The organism is Aquamicrobium sp., from assembly GCF_023954335.1.
Lineage (GTDB): Bacteria > Pseudomonadota > Alphaproteobacteria > Rhizobiales > Rhizobiaceae > Aerobium.
The window spans coordinates 534,074-548,891 of the sequence record NZ_JAMLIE010000001.1 but is presented as its reverse complement, the minus strand read 5'-3'; the positions used below and the strand labels follow the sequence as shown (position 1 = coordinate 548,891).

The 14,818-nt window shown below is 69.9% G+C and carries 13 protein-coding genes; 2 read left to right on the top strand and 11 right to left on the bottom strand.

The features are described from left to right. Positions 1–103: 103 nt before the first annotated feature. Positions 104–919 (top strand): helix-turn-helix domain-containing protein, encoded by an 816-nt coding sequence (locus M9945_RS02730; RefSeq protein ID WP_367943302.1) that lies wholly within the window; start codon positions 104–106, stop codon positions 917–919. On the opposite strand, the gene M9945_RS02725 is transcribed toward M9945_RS02730, so the two are convergent. The 9 genes from M9945_RS02725 to M9945_RS02685 all read right to left on the bottom strand — a co-directional run bounded on the left by M9945_RS02725 (position 892) and on the right by M9945_RS02685 (position 10,454). Further along, the gene (locus M9945_RS02725) at positions 892–1,557 is read right to left on the bottom strand and encodes a glutathione S-transferase family protein (RefSeq protein WP_367943301.1); all 666 of its coding nucleotides are present in this window, start codon (positions 1,555–1,557) and stop codon (positions 892–894) included. The two genes, M9945_RS02730 and M9945_RS02725, sit on opposite strands and share 28 nt — an antisense overlap. A 90-nt stretch (positions 1,558–1,647) precedes the next feature. Further along, the gene (locus M9945_RS02720; RefSeq protein WP_367943300.1) at positions 1,648–2,553 is read right to left on the bottom strand and encodes a carbohydrate kinase family protein; all 906 of its coding nucleotides are present in this window, start codon (positions 2,551–2,553) and stop codon (positions 1,648–1,650) included. Further along, positions 2,550–3,608: an SIS domain-containing protein gene (locus M9945_RS02715; RefSeq protein WP_367943299.1), complete on the bottom strand. Its 1,059-nt coding sequence runs from the start codon at positions 3,606–3,608 to the stop codon at positions 2,550–2,552. The genes M9945_RS02720 and M9945_RS02715 overlap by 4 nt, the downstream gene beginning before the upstream one ends. Continuing rightward, positions 3,601–4,845 carry a Gfo/Idh/MocA family protein gene (locus tag M9945_RS02710; RefSeq protein WP_367943298.1) on the bottom strand — a complete coding sequence of 415 codons (1,245 nt, stop codon included), beginning with the start codon at positions 4,843–4,845 and terminating at the stop codon, positions 3,601–3,603. The genes M9945_RS02715 and M9945_RS02710 overlap by 8 nt, the downstream gene beginning before the upstream one ends. A gap of 4 nt (positions 4,846–4,849) precedes the next feature. Then, the gene (locus M9945_RS02705; protein WP_367943297.1) at positions 4,850–5,875 is read right to left on the bottom strand and encodes a LacI family DNA-binding transcriptional regulator; all 1,026 of its coding nucleotides are present in this window, start codon (positions 5,873–5,875) and stop codon (positions 4,850–4,852) included. After that, entirely contained in the window at positions 5,872–6,828 is a 957-nt protein-coding gene (locus M9945_RS02700) for an ABC transporter permease (RefSeq protein WP_367943296.1), read from the bottom strand. Before M9945_RS02700 ends, M9945_RS02705 begins: the two co-directional genes overlap by 4 nt. After that, the gene (locus tag M9945_RS02695) at positions 6,825–7,826 is read right to left on the bottom strand and encodes an ABC transporter permease (protein ID WP_367943295.1); all 1,002 of its coding nucleotides are present in this window, start codon (positions 7,824–7,826) and stop codon (positions 6,825–6,827) included. The genes M9945_RS02700 and M9945_RS02695 overlap by 4 nt, the downstream gene beginning before the upstream one ends. 13 nt (positions 7,827–7,839) lie before the next feature. Next, positions 7,840–9,339: a sugar ABC transporter ATP-binding protein gene (locus M9945_RS02690; RefSeq protein WP_367943294.1), complete on the bottom strand. Its 1,500-nt coding sequence runs from the start codon at positions 9,337–9,339 to the stop codon at positions 7,840–7,842. A gap of 89 nt (positions 9,340–9,428) precedes the next feature. Continuing rightward, positions 9,429–10,454 (bottom strand): ABC transporter substrate-binding protein, encoded by a 1,026-nt coding sequence (locus tag M9945_RS02685; RefSeq protein ID WP_367943293.1) that lies wholly within the window; start codon positions 10,452–10,454, stop codon positions 9,429–9,431. 169 nt (positions 10,455–10,623) lie between these two features. Between M9945_RS02685 and M9945_RS02680 the strand changes: the two genes are divergently transcribed. Then, positions 10,624–11,859, top strand: coding sequence for an MFS transporter (locus tag M9945_RS02680; RefSeq protein ID WP_367943292.1), 1,236 nt, complete (start codon positions 10,624–10,626; stop codon positions 11,857–11,859). A gap of 8 nt (positions 11,860–11,867) precedes the next feature. Here M9945_RS02680 and M9945_RS02675 read toward each other — a convergent pair whose 3' ends face one another. Both M9945_RS02675 and M9945_RS02670 read right to left on the bottom strand, forming a co-directional pair. Then, positions 11,868–13,382, bottom strand: a complete 1,515-nt coding sequence (locus tag M9945_RS02675) for a class I adenylate-forming enzyme family protein (RefSeq protein WP_367943291.1) — start codon at positions 13,380–13,382, stop codon at positions 11,868–11,870. A 112-nt stretch (positions 13,383–13,494) separates the two neighbouring features. Next, positions 13,495–14,817: an NAD(P)/FAD-dependent oxidoreductase gene (locus tag M9945_RS02670; RefSeq protein ID WP_367943290.1), complete on the bottom strand. Its 1,323-nt coding sequence runs from the start codon at positions 14,815–14,817 to the stop codon at positions 13,495–13,497. Position 14,818 lies beyond the last annotated feature (1 nt).

Below are 14,818 nucleotides of genomic sequence, written 5' to 3'. Positions count from 1 at the left end.
CCGCCTCCATCGGAAAAGCGCCCTGATCGACACGGATGGGCGTGAAAGCCGCATTCCCCTTTTCGCTGCGATCCTCTAGCTTGCAAGCGGGAGGAGAATGGCGATGACGGACCGCGATGACAGGCTGCCGAGCCGGATGCTGATCGGCCGCGAGCGGCTGTTCTACAGCGGGCTCGTCGGCAACGCGATGAGCACGCGCCGCCTCGGCGCGGTCGCGGTCTACGCCTCGCCGGACAGCCATCTCGACATCCGCGTCGGCGACGGGCCGTGGCAGAAGCGCCGCATCGCCGCCGTTCCCGCCTTCGCGCCGCACCGGCTGCGCACGCCGAGCGGCCGCATCGCCACCGTCTGCTTCGAGCCCGAGACGGTCGACGCGGCTGACGCCGCCGCCTTCATTGGCCGCATCAATGACGGGCCGGGGGACGGGCGGCTGATCCGCCGCATCCTGACCGCGCGGCGCGAGGTGACACGGGGCGCGGACGCCGGCGGCTTCTCCACCGCCGAGTTCGACCGCTATTTCCTGCGCGAGCGGCTGAAGCCGCGCACTATCGACAAGCGCGTGCGCCATGTCCTCGCCCGCCTGCTCGACGAGCTGCCGGACACGGCGATTTCTGCCGAGGCCTGCGCCGGCGCGGTCGGGCTTTCCACCTCGCGCTTCCTGCACCTGTTCAAGGACGAGGCCGGCTCCTCCTTCCGCACCCAGCGGATGTGGAAGCGCGCACGCCGCTTCATGGACCACGCCAATGGCGCGGACAGCCTGACCGCGGTGGCGCTCGGCCTCGGCTATCCCGATTCCAGCCATTTCAGCCACACGATCCGCGCCGCCTTCGGGCTGAAGCCGCGCTCGATCCGCGAGGGCTCGCGCGGCATGCGCGTGTGCCTCGGCGAGAACTATTCGCGCGCCGGCGACGACGGCTGAAACAGCGGCGGCCCGGCCTTCTGCGCCTCCTTGGCGGCGAGATAGCCCGGCCGCGTCTTCAGGCGGCGGAACCAGCCGAGCGCGTGCGGCGGCAGTTCCGGCCCGATGCCGATCATCTGCGCCAGCATGATGGCGTAGCCGACCGAGATGTCGGCCATGGTGAAGCTGCCGCCGACGAGGAAATCGCGCCCGTCGGCGAGGCTCGCCTCGGCGAGCTTCAGCCGGCCGAGGAACCATTTCTTGTAATCCTCGGCGACGACCGGCTGGCGGCGCTCCTCGGGCTCCAGCTTCGCATAGCGAAGATAGATGGTCTGCGGGAAGGTCAGCGTCGCCTCGCCGTGATGCAGCCAGTTGAGGTAGGCGCCGTATGCGGGATGGTCGACGGGAAGCGCCAGCCGGCCGCCGCCATGGACGGTGGCGAGATAATGAGGGATGGCGGCCGATTCCGTCATCCGCGTCGCGCCGTCGACCAGAAGCGGCACCGTGCCGAGCGGGTTTTCCTCGAAATAGCCCTTGTCGAAAGCGCGCGGCGGGAAGGGCAGCACGCGCAGTTCGTAGTCGAGGCCGAGTTCCTCCAGCGCCCACAGCGCGCGGAAGGAGCGGGCGTCGGCGCAGTGCCAGAGCGTGAGCTTGCTCATGTCGGGAAATTCCTCCTCATTGCGGACGGGCCGCCGCTGTCGAACCTCTTGCCCGATCCCGCGTCCGCCGTCTTGTGTCAACCGGCCGTTTCACGGCCCGTAGCGGCGCGGCGAGGTCGAGACGGCGCGCGAGGCGGCCTGAACACCCTTGGCGAGCGCGGCGGCCGGCCCCGCCCCCTTCGCCAGCGCGGCAAGGAAGCCGGCATTGAAGGTGTCGCCCGCCCCGACCGTGTCGATGACGCGGACCTTCGGCGCGGCGGCATGGAAATTCCGGCCGCCCTGCCAGGCGCCCGCGCCCTTCTCGCCCTGCTTGATGACGAGGATGCGGCCGGGGGCGAGCCGCGCGGCGAGCAGCTCCGCCGCCGGCGCGGTCCCCTCCTTCCCGGCGATGGCCTGGGCCTCGACCTCGTTGAGCAGGGCGACGTCGGCGCGGGCGAGCCAGCCTCCCATCAGCCGCAGCGTCTCCTCTTGCCAGCCTTCCGGCGGCCAGCCGGGGTCGATCGCCGTGCGCCAGCCGCGCGCAGTGAGCGCGTCGAGAAGATCGTCGGTGCCGGCGCGGATGCCCGGCATCAGGAAGCCGCCGGAGACGAGGGCGAAGGCGGGGCCGAGCGGCGCGTCGGGCAGGCGCGCGACGAGCTCCTCGACGCGGGCGGTGTCGAGATGGCCGGGCGTGGTGAGGAACGCGCGGTCGCCGCCCTTGTGGACGATGCCGACGGTGAGCGTCGTCGCGCCGTCGTCGTCGATCCAGTCGCAGGAGGCGGCGTCGAACGCGCCACGCAGCCACGCGCCGTTGGGGTCGCTGCCGGTCGAGGCGATGAAGCGATGCGGAACGCCCATGCCGGCGAGCGCCAGCGCGCTGTTGCCGGCCGAACCGCCGGCGCGCATCTCGGCGCGCTCGACCCTGATCTCGGTGCCGATGCGCGGCCAGCCGTCGATCTCGCCGAGCACCAGATCGACATTGGCGTTGCCGAGGACGAGGATCCGCACCCCCGTCACGGGCTTTCCCCGTCCGTCACCTTGGAAGAGCGCAGCGGCGTGCCAAAGCCCTCGCCGACGCGTCCGGCCGCCGCCTCGATGACGAGCCTCTGCGCCGCCGGCAGAAGCGTCGCCTGCGCCGCAAGGCCTTGCCGGGAAGGAAGACAAATCGTCACCGCGCCCGCGACCGGCGCGCCGCCGGAGAGATCGAACAGCACGGGCTTCAGCCCGAGTCCGACCGCCGCCTGCGCGATACGCGTCAGCGTGGCGGCATCCTCGCCGGCGGGGCGGGCCAGCACCAGCGCGGTGCCGGGCGACAGCGTCTCCATCGGCCCGTGCAGGAGCTGGCCGGTCTCCAGCGCCAGCGCCGGTACGCGGGCGAGTTCAATGAAGGTCAGCGCCGCGGCCTCGAGCGCGGCATGGACCGGCATGCGCGAAGAAAGGACGAGCGCGCGGCAAGAGACGAGCGCGACAATCGCCTCGGCCGGCGGTGCGGGCGGCGGCGCGTCCGCCTGCCACAGCGCGCGCAGCGCCGCGATCTCGGCGGCAAGGTCGCCGCCGCCCAGCGCGTCGAGGATCGCGGCATGGAGGGCGAGCGTCACCATAATCGAGCGCGTGGCGGCGAAGGCCCGCTCGCGCTCGACCGGCGCGACGAGCGAAAAGGCGGTCCGGGCGAGGAATCCGTCGCGATTCAGCGTCAGGCCGTACTGGTCTTCATTATCCGGGAAGCGCGAGAACCACGCCCTGATCTCGCCCGAGCCGCCCGACTGGGAGGTGAGCAGGATCACCCCGCCCGGTGCGGGCGGCTGGCGCATCGCCTCGGACACCACCTCCGCCGCGGCGAGAATACCGGCCTTGCGATAGGCGAAGAGCGCCATGCGGTTGGCCCAGTGCGAGGCGCCCATGCCGAGGAGCGTGACGCGGCCGAGGGCGCGGATGCGGGCGGCGATCCGCGCCGCATCGGGCCGGACCGCGTCGAAGGCGGCGGCCGCGTCGCGGTTCTGCCGCGCCATCTCCGCATGGAGGACCGCGAGGCCGGGCGCGGCCGGCCCCTCGGTCGCCCGTTTCTCAGCCATGGCGTCTGGCGACAACCGGCACGTAGTCCTCCAGCTCCGGCGCGGGGAAGCGCACGGTCTCGCCGGTCTCGGCCGAGCGGTAGAGGCCCATCAGGATCTCGACCACGGCGAGGCCGTCATGGAAGGTCTCGATCGGCGTCTCGCCCTTGCGGAAGCACTCGACCATGTGGCGGTTCTCGCCGGTGTAGCCGTAGATGCCTTCCTCGTCCTCCAGCACCGGCATCAGGCCCTGCTCGGCATTCTGCTTCTCGACCAGGTCCTCGCCCTCGGCTCCGGTGACGGCGCGCGACATGAAGATCTTGAGCCCCGTCGCCAGCGAGTTGAACTCCATGGCGTATTCGGGGCCGAGCAGCTCGAGCTGGATGCGCAGGCCGGCGCCGACATAGGCCCAGGAGGTCGTCGCCTCGATCATCAGTTCGTTGCCGTCCGCGTCCTCGAGAGCGACGACGCCGCGGGCGAAATCCTCGGACGGCCGGTTGCGGTAGTCGACCTCCTTGCCGAAGCGGCTGGCGAGCTGATCGGCATAATGAGGCCGCGTCCATTTGAGGTTCGCCACCGTACCGTTGACCGACTTGACCTTGAGCGAATCGCGCGGCGCGCCCGGCGCGGTCAGAAGATGGCGCGCGACCTCGACCGAATGGCACATCATGTCGGAGAGCACGCCGCCGCCCTGCTTGTCGCCCTGCCAGAACCATGGCTCGTGCGGGCCGGAATGTTCTTCCGCCGCGCGGGCGAGATAGGGCCGGCCGGTGGTCGAGGCGGCGCGGCGCCAGACGATCTCCTTGCCGCGGCTGACCGGCGTGGCGAAGACCTGGTTCTCCAGATAGCCGTGGTTCAGCCCGGCATCCTCGACGAGGCGCACCATCTCGCGCGCTTCCGAAATGGTGCGCGCCAGCGGCTTCTCGCAGGCGACGGCGACGACCTTCGAGCGGCCGGCCTTCACCTCGGCATGGAGGGTGCGCATGACACCGAGGCGGGTGTCGTTGGGCGAGAGGATCCACACCGCGTCGATGTCGTCGGCCCGGAGCATGTCTTCGAGTGTCGCGTAGCCGCGGCATTCGCCCATGCCGAGCTCGGTCACGGCGTCGACGAAACGCTGGCGCTTCCCGGCGCTGCGGCTGTAGACGCCGGTGACGTCGACATTGCGCACGCTGACCATCGACCGCAGGTGGAAATGGGCGATGAAGCCCGACCCCACGAACCCGATGCGCAGCCTCTGCCTCGTTTGTCCAGTCATGTCCTTATCCTCGTAGCGGTTCGAATTCACGGGCCGGCGCGGTGCTCTCGCGCAGCATCAGGGTGGTCGGCATCATCACCGGGCCGTCGGGCGGCTTGCCGCCGGCCATGATGTCGAGCAGGACGCCCATCGCCATGCGGCCGATCTCGGCGCGCGGCTGGCTCACCGTGGTCAGCGGCGGGTAGATCGCCTGGCTCAAATAGATGTCGTCGAAGCCGACGACGGAGACGTCGCGCGGCACGTCGAGACCGCTGCGGCGCAGCTCGTGGATCGCGCCGAACGCCATCTCGTCATTGGCGCAGAAGATCGCGGTGGGCGCGTCCGCACGGGCGAGGAGAGCGCGGCAGCCGTCGCGCCCGCCTTGCAGGAGATAGTCGCCTGCCTGCTCGTAGCCGGCTGGAATGGGAAGGCCCGCCTCCGCCATCGCCGCGCGAAAACCGTCGCGCCGCCTGATCGCCATCGGCTCGGCCAGCGGGCCGGCGATATGGGCGATGCGCCGGTGGCCGAGCGAAATCAGGTGGCGCACGGCCTCGCGCGCCGCGCCGTGATTGTCGATCTCGACATGGGGAAAGCCCGTGCCCTCGATGCTCTCCAGCGCGACGACGACGGGCAGCCTGTCGAGCCGGAAGCGGCTCGACGGCAGCTTGCCGGTCATCAGCACCATGCCGTCGGCATTGCCGTCGCGCAGCATGGCGAAATATTCGGCCTCGCGGTCGGGGTCGTTCTCGGCATTGCCCATCAGCACGGCGTAGCCGGCCTCGCGCGCCGCCGCCTCGACGCCCTTCATGACCTCGAGATAGAACGGGTTGCCGATGTCGCGCACCACCATCAGCACGGTCATGGAGCTTTGCCGGCGTAAGTTTCGGGCGCTAACGTTCGGCCGGTAGTCGAGCGCCTCGGCCGCCTCGCGGATGCGGGTGAGCGTCGGCTCGGCCACCAGCCCGGTGCCGGAAAGCGCGCGCGACACCGTGGCCGACGACACGCCGAGCGTGCGCGCGATGTCCTTCATCTTGGGCGGGCGCGCGTTCATGCCCGCATCGCCCTTCCGCGGCCGTAGAACAGCATCAGCACCAGCAGCGTCGCGCCGAAGATCATCTGGCGGCCGGATTCGTCGATGTTGACCGTCGTCAGGATGCTTTGCAGCACGACCAGCATCACCGCGCCGGCCATGGTGCCGGTGTAGCCGCCCTTGCCGCCGGCGAGCGAGGTGCCGCCGAAGACCACGGCGATGATCGACGGCAGCATGTACTGCTCGCCGACATTGGCGAAGGACGAGCCGGAATAGCCGAGAAGGCAGATGCCGGCGATGGCCGCGAACACGCCCGACAGCACGAACAGCATGACGCGCACCCTTGCCGCCGGCACGCCGGCCATGACGGCCGCCTGCTCGTTGGAACCGATGGCGTAGATGCGGTGGCCGAAGACGGTGCGGTGGAGCAGGAAGGCCATCAGGAGCCCGACGCCGAGCCACAGCCAGATGATACCCGGCAGGCCGAACAGGAAGGGCTGGGCGACGAAGTGCGACAGGGACGGCGCGGCGCGGCCGGAGGGAATGCCCTGCCGGATGACGACGAGCAGCCCCTGGAGCACGCCGAGCATGCCGAGCGTCATCACCAGCGGCGGAATGCGCAGGAAGGTGACGCCGAGCCCGTTGACGAGACCGAAGAACGCGCCGGTGGCGATGCAGCCGGCGATAGCGAGGGCGATGCCGGAATCGGACCCGTTCATCAAATTGCCGGCGACGATGGCCGACAGCGAGACGATGCCGCCGACCGAAAGGTCGATGCCCTCGCGCCCGCCGAGGATGACGAGGTTCTGGCCCGCGGCGACGATGCCGAGCAGGGCGGCGACGATCAGGAGGCGCAGGATCTGCTGCGGCGAGGCGAAGCCGGGGCTCAGGGCCTCGCCGAGCGCGAGCAGCGCGACGATGAGGAGGAGCGCGACGGTGAGCGGCTGCTTGAGGAGGGAGAGAAGGCCGGTCATCGCCCCGCCCTCCGTCCGCCAGTTCCCCGGCCGACAAGGATGCCGGCCATCAGCGCGACGAGGATGGCGAGGCCCTGCACGAGGTTCTGCCACTCCGACGGCGTGCCGACGAAATAGACCAGCGAGTTGATCAGGCCGATGATCAGCGCGCCGAAGACCGAGCCGACCACCGTGCCGAAGCCGCCGGAGAGCGCCGCCCCGCCCAGCACAACGGCGGCGACGGAATAGAGCGTCATCTTGCCGCCGACCAGCGGGTCGCCGCTCGCCGTGTCGCCGGTGATGCAGAAGGCGGCGAGCGCGCAGAACAGGCCGCACAGCGCATAGCCTTTGATGCGGATGGCCGTCACCGGCAGGCCGCTCTGGTAGGCACCCTGCGCCTCGTCGCCCACGGTGAGAAGCTGGGTGGTGAGCCTGAGCTTCGCCATCAGGTAGAGCAGCACCGCCAGAACGACGACCGCATAGAACACGAACGGCACGTCGAGGAAGCGCCCGCCATAGGTGCGCCAGAACGCCGTCGGCGCCGGCATGCCGGCGACGGGCAGCACCCACAGGGCAAGCCCGGTGAAGAAAATCGAGGTGGCGAAGGTGGCGACGATGGCCTGGAGCCTCAGCGCCGCGACGACGACGCCGTTGAGCACCCCGCAGGCGATGCCGACGGCGAGCCCCGCCACCATCGCGGTGAAGATCGACAGCCCGCCGCCGCCCCAGCGGTCCATCAGCACGACGAGGACGACATTGACCAGCGAGACGATCGCCCCGACCGACAGGTCGATGTCGCCGGCATAGACGACATAGGTCTGCGCGATCGCCAGCAGCATCAGCGCCATGTAGGTCTTGGTCAGGCCGGTCAGGCCGACGAGGCTGACGCTGCGCGGCTGGTAGAAGCCGTTGAGCGCCAGCAGCACCAGCGCGATGAGCAGCGCCGGCAGGAACGGATGGCGGGCGATGAGCCGCCCGATGCCGCCCGCGCGGGAGGATGCAGAGACGACCTTCTCCATCACGCGGCCCCCATCACGCGGCCTCGTAGGCGGCTTGATAGAGGTTGTAGCGGGTGCGCTCGCCCCCCGTCAGCTCGCGCACGGTGCGCCCGCCATTGAAGACGAGGATGCGGTCGGCATTGGCGAGGAGCTCGGCGTCCTCCGACGAATAGAGGATGATCGCCATGCCCTCGGCCGCCAGCTTGCGGATCAGCGCGAAGAGGTCCGCCTTGGCCGAGAGGTCGATGCCCTTGGTCGGGTCGTCGAGCAGCAGGATTTCAGGCCGGTCGATCAGCCAGCGCGCGATCACCACCTTCTGCTGGTTGCCGCCGGAAAGCGAATCGACCGGGTGCGAGAAGCCGGCGAAGCGGGTCTTCATCGCCGCGACGGCCGGCGTCGCCACCTCGCGCAGCCGGGCTGGCCGGGCGAGCTTCAGCCGCTGGCGCAGATAATGGATCGGCACGACGTTCTCGAGGATCGGCCGGCCGGTGACGACGCCGTCGCGCCGCCGGTCGCCGGAGACATAGGCGAAGCCCTGCTCGATGGCCTCGGCCGGGCCGGCCGCGCGCACCGGGCGCCCTCGAAGCGCGACCGTGCCGGCATGGATCGGCAGCGCCCCGAACAGGGCGCGCAGCACCGCCGACTGGCCCTGGCCGTGCAGCCCGCCGAAGCCGAGGATCTCGCCGCGCTTCAGTTCGAAGCCGACATCGGCGAAGCCCGGCCCGGAGAGGCCGGAGACTGAAAGCGCCGTCTCGCCGTCGGCTTGCGCCTCCGCCGGGACGGCGACCGCGGCCAGCTCCTCCTGCTCGCCGACCATCAGGCGGATCACGGCGGCGGGGTCGGTGTCGGCGGTGGCCATCGTCGCCACGGTCCTGCCGTCGCGGATCACCGTCACCCGGTCGCCAATGGCGAAGATCTCGTCCATGCGATGGGAGATGAAGACCATGGCGCGGCCTTCACCCTTCAGCCGGCGCAATATCTCGAAGAAGCGGTCGACCTGGGCGCGGTCGAGCGCTGAGGTCGGCTCGTCGAAGATCAGGATCGGGGCTTCCGACGCCAGCGCCTTCATGATCTCGACGAGCTGGCGCTGGTCGGCGCGCAGCGTCTCTACCGGCGCATCGGCGGCAAAGCCTTCGCCGGCGACGCCGTCGAACAGGGCGATGTAGCGCGCGGCGCGCTCGGTGAGCGCCTTCCTGTCGACGAACAGGCCCGCCTTCAGCGGCAGGTCGTTGATGAGGATGTTCTCTTCCACCGTGCGCCGGGCGGCGAGCGAGAGCTCCTGATAGAAGATGCCGATGCCGTGGTCGCGCGCGGCCTGCGGCCCGGAGACCGCGACCGGCTCGCCGTCGATCAGCATCTCGCCGGCGTCGGGGCGCACGCTGCCGGCGGCGATCTTGCACAGAGTCGACTTGCCCGAGCCGTTCGAGCCGATCAGCACGTGCACCTCGCCGGCCTCGAGCGTGAGGTCGCCGTGGCTCAAGGCCATCGTTGCGCCGTAAGCCTTGCTCACGCCGCGCAGGATCAGTTTCGACATGATTGCGAGTTCCCTTGGCGCGGGCGCATTGTCCCCGCGCAGCTGCGGAAGCGCAAGGCTCGGCCTCGCGCTTCCGGCCGGGAGGAGCCCTATTTGAACAGCGCCTCGGCGTCCTCGATCGAGAGCTGGCTGGTGAAGGAGTAGTGGCCGGGCTTGCCCTCGACCTGCTTCACCGCCTCGTCGAGATTGGTCGAGTCGATGAACGGGATCGGCAGGTACATGGCGTTGCCGTACTGGCCGGCGGTGGCCGGCTCCTTCAGCTCCTTGCCCTGGAGCATCAGCACCGCGACGTTGAGCGCCGAGGCCATGACGCCGGGAGGGTTGACCGACGCGCCGGAGTTCAGCTTGTCGGCCACCCACAGGTCGATGAAGTCCTTGCGGATCTCGCCGGTGGCGGCGATGTCGCCGGTCTTGCCGGCGTCCATGATCGACTTCCACGCGCCGGCGGCCATGCCGTCCTGCACCCACACGCCCTTGATGTCGGGATAGGTGGCGAGCAGGTTCTGCATCGCCTGCTGGCCCTGCGCCTGATCCCAGTTCGCGTTCACCTCGTTGACGATCTTGATGTCGGGATGCTTGGCGAACACCTCGCGGTAGCCGGCGACGCGCATCTCGTTGGCCGGGTGGCCGGCGACGCCGTTGATGGCGACGACGTTGCCCTTGCCGTCGAGCGTCCTGGCCAGCCACTCGGCGCCGGCCGCGCCCCATGCCTTCTGGTCGATGCCGACATAGATCGCGTCGGGCGAGGAGACTTCGGCATCGGTCGAGATGACGAGGATGCCGGCTTCCTTGGCCTGGGCGAAGACCGGATCGAACGCGGTCGGGCTGTTGGGGTTGATGATGATGGCGTTGACGCCCTCATTGATGAAGTTGCGGACATGGGCGATCTGGCCGGGCACGTCGACATTGGCGCTCTGCACCACGACCTCGACATTGACGCCCTTGTCCTTCCAGGCGGCCGCGGCGGCCTCGGCTTCCTCGATCATCTGGGTGCGCCATTCGGACCCGACCCAGCCGTTGGACAGGCCGATCTTGAAATCCTCCGCGCTTGCGGAGAAGGCGGTGACGGCGATTGCCGCGACCGTGGACAATGCAAGAGCTGCGATCTTCTTCACGAGGCTTCCTCCCAAGGTTGATGTCACGGATGGAACCACACAATGAAATCGATTTCAATAGGCCGGTTTTCCACCGTGGCCCGATTTGCTGGAACGGTCGATAGGCGTCCGTGGCGCTGTGTCTCGCCCAAGTCTGCCGGCAATGGTGCGGGGCGACGGAGACCGCCCCATGAAAACGACCGCCCCTGCCGACATCGACGGACGCTATGCCTGGACGCGGCTCGTCGTCTCGGTGCTGATCGCCACCATCGGCAGCGTCGGCATGTGGTCGGTCGTCGTCGTCCTGCCGATGGTGCAGAACGAGTTCGGCGTCGACCGCGCCGACGCCTCGCTGCCCTATACGATGACGATGGTGGGCTTCGCCGTCGGCAATGTCTGGCTCGGGCGGATCGTCGACCGGGCCGGCAGCATCTTCCTGCCGCTGGTCATGGCGGCGGCGGCGCTGTTCGTCGGCTACGTGCTCGGCGCGATGGTGTCGTCGATCTGGGTCCTCGCCCTGTTGCAGGGACTGATCGGCTTCGGCGCGTCGGCGACTTTCGGCCCGCTGATCGCCGACCTGTCGCACTGGTTCGTGAAGCGGCGTGGCGTCGCCGTCGCGGCGGCGGCGAGCGGCAACTATTTCGCCGGGGCGATCTGGCCGCTCCTTATGCAGATCACCCTGCACGACGAGGGCTGGCGCTTCACCTATGCCGCCATCGGCGTCTTCTGCCTCCTCACCATGGTGCCGCTGGCGTTCCTTCTGCGCCGGCCCGCGCCGCATCTGGCGCCTTCGGCCGCCGGGACCCCGGCCGCCACGCCGCGAACCCACGCGATAGACCTCACGCCCCGCGCGCTGCAAATCCTGCTCGCCGTCGCCGGCATCGGCTGCTGCATGGCCATGTCGATGCCGCAGGTGCACATCGTCGCTTATTGCGTCGACCTCGGCTACGGCGTGGCGCGCGGCTCGGAGATGCTGTCGCTGATGCTGGTCGGGGGCGTCGTCTGCCGGCTCGCCTCGGGCTTCATCGCCGACTATATCGGCGGCGTCCGGACGCTGCTGATCGGATCGGTGGCGCAATGCGCCGCGCTCTTCGCCTACATCCCCTTCGACGGGCTGGCCTCGCTCTACGTCGTCTCCTTCGTCTTCGGGCTGGCGCAGGGCGGCATCGTGCCGAGCTACGCCATCATCGTGCGCGAATACCTGCCGGCGCGCGAGGCCGGCCAGCGCGTCGGCCTGGTCATGATGGCCACCATCGTCGGCATGGCCGTCGGCGGCTGGATGTCGGGCTGGATCTACGACATGACCGGGTCCTACGCCGCAGCCTTCTGGAACGGCATCGCCTGGAACATGCTCAACATCGGCATCATGGCGATGATCCTGCTGCGCACCCGCCCCGGGCGCGGCGCGAGCGCGAAGCCCGCCTGAGCCGCGCCTTAAAGCTCGAGCTTGCGCAGCTCGGTCTTGAGCACCTTGCCGTAATTGTTCTTGGGCAGCTCGCCCATGAAGACGTAGCGCTTGGGGCGCTTGAAGCGGGCGATGTTGTCGAGGCAGACCCGGTCGAGCGCGGCGGTGTCGATGGCCGCGCCGGTCTTCGGCACGACGAAGGCGACGACCTCCTCGCCCCATTCGGGGTCCGGCATGCCGACGACCGACACTTCGCGCACCTCGCCATGCAGCAGCAGCGCCTCCTCCACCTCGCGCGGGTAGATGTTGGAGCCGCCGGAGATGATGACGTCCTTGGAGCGGTCGGTCAGCGTCAGGAAGCCGTCGGCGTCGAGGCGGCCGAGATCGCCGGTGTGCAGCCAGCCGCCGCGCAGCGTCTCGGCGCTGGCCTCGGGATTGCGCCAGTAGCCGGCCATCACCTGCGGGCCGCGCACGGCGATCTCGCCGACCTCGCCGGTGGCGACCGGCGCGTCGTCCGGCCCGACGAGGCGGATCTCGACGCAGCCCTGCGCCGTCCCGACCGAGGCGAGGCGCTCGCGCCAGCGCGGATGGCCGCGGTCGGCGATCAGGGCGCGGCTCAGCGCGGTGATCGTCATCGGGCTCTCGCCCTGCCCGTAGATCTGGACGAAGCGCGGTCCCATCACCCGCACGGCCTCCTCGATGTCGGCGAGATACATCGGCCCGCCGCCATAGATGACGGTGCGGATGCCGTCGCCGTCCTCGCCGCGCCGGCGGGCGCACTCGACCAGCCGGCGCACCATGGTCGGCGCGGCGAAGAACGTGACGTCGCGCAGCGACCGCGCCAGGTCGAGGATCTCGTCGGCATCGAACCCGCCCGATTCCGGCACGACATGGCGCGCGCCGGCGCGCACGTTGATGAAGCTGTAGAGGCCGGCACCGTGCGAGATCGGCGCGGCGTAGAGCGCCGCGTCGCCCGGTCCCGGCGTGTCGACGTCGGCGGTGTAGCACAGCGAGGCGGCGACGATGTTGGCGTGGGTCAGCATCACGCCCTTCGGCCGGCCGGTGGTGCCGGAGGTGTAGAACAGCCAGGCGACGTCGCCGCCCTCGCGCGGCGCCGGCCGCGGCATCGACGCGCCGGCCCGCATGGCAGCCCAGGCGGGATCGTCGGCCGAGAGCATCGGGATCGAGGGATATGCCGCCGCCAGCGGCGCGCCGACGTCGTCCGAGACGAGGACGAGCCGCGCCTGCGAGTCGGCGACGATGAACTGCGCTTCCTTCGGCGCCAGCTTGGCGTTGATCGGCACCACGGTCGCACCCAGCCACAGCACGCCGAACAGCGCCTCGAGATAGTCGCTGCGGTTACGCATGAAGATCGCGACCCGGTCACCGGAGCCGATCCCGTAGCGCCCGCTCAGCGCCGCGGCCAGCGAACCGGCGCGGGCGGCGAAGGCGGCATAGTCGGCGTCGACCGCCTCGCCGGTCATCAGCGCCGGCGAATCCGGGGCTATGAGGGCGCGGGCGTAGAGCCATTCGGCAACGTTCATGGTGATCCTCCCCGAAAGCGCCGGCTCTGAGCCGGAAGCCGGAGCCTACAGGGAAAATCGCCGGGGCCGAACCCCCTCGTTGTCCGGTTTTTGAAGAAGCGCGGGCGGAGCCTCAGGTGAAGCCGTAGCGGTCCATCGCCCGGTAGACCGGGAAGATGTTGCGGCCGACGAGCGTCTTCACCCCGTGCATGGAGATCGAGCGGACGCCCTCGACCACCTCCAGCGGCACGTCGTCGAGGGTCGACTTCTCCGCCAGGAACTCGCCGACGATGCGGCCGATGTTCTGGGTCAGCGCGACGCCGCGGGTCGAGAAGCCGAGCAGGGAGTAGATGTTCTCGTCCAGCACCTGAAGGTTGGGCAGCGCGCTCTCGGTGATCGAGCAATAGCCTTCCCAATAGGCCTCGAAGCGTGGCTCCCGCCCCTTCAACTGCGGGAACAGCTCGACCACGCGCCGCCGCGCATGGGCGAGGCCGTAGTCCTTCGGGTTTCCGAGCGAGAACACCGCCCCGCCCGATATGATGCGCCCGTCGCGGTCGTAGCGGCTGAAGCCGCCGGACTTGCGCAAATCGGTGAAGCAGATGCGCGTCGGCGCGATCTCCTTCTGCAAATCCGGCGAGAGCGGCTCGGTGACGCAATGGAACAGCCGCACCGAGATGCCGCTGCGCTGCAGGCCCGGCATCAGGGGGTCGGTGTAGCCGTTGGTGGCGATGATCGCCTTGCGCCCGCTCACCCGGCGGCCGCCGGCCAGCGCGACCGCGCGTCCGTTCTCGCGGAACACCTTCGACACCGGGCTGCGCTCGTGGATCGTCGCACCCTCGGCGACGGCAGCGCGGGCGAGCCCCATGGCGAGGGCGAACGGGTTGACGGTGCCGCCGGACTTGCGCCACCAGCCGCCGAGATAGCCGGCCGCGCCGAGCGCGGCGGTCATGCCGTCGCGGTCGAGCCATTCGACCGGCGCGCCGAGCGCCTTCCACTCCTCGAAGATCGCCCGCGTACTGGCGAGCGCCTTCTGCGAATGGGCCGGCTGCGCCCAGCCGTTCTGCTCGGGATCGCAGCGGATCTGGTACTGCCTGATCTGCTCGAACATCAGGTCCGGCCCGGCAGAGACCAGCGAGACCAGCGCCTCGCCCTTCTTCCGGCCCAGCCGCGCCTCGACCTGGCTCGGGCGCAGCGCGCCGGGGAAGTGCGGCACCGCGTAGCCGCCATTGCGGCCCGACGCGCCGTTGCCGACCGTGCCCGCTTCGAGGACCGCGACCGAGAGGCCGGCGCGCGCGGCGTGGAGCGCAACCGACAGGCCGGCGAAGCCCGCGCCGACGACGATGAGGTCGACCTCCCTGTCCGCGTCCAGCGGCGGGTAGGCCGTGCGGGCCTCGCTGGACGTGCGCGTCCAGATGACATCGGCGAGCGTGGGTTCGATGCGGTCGAGCGCGGTCATT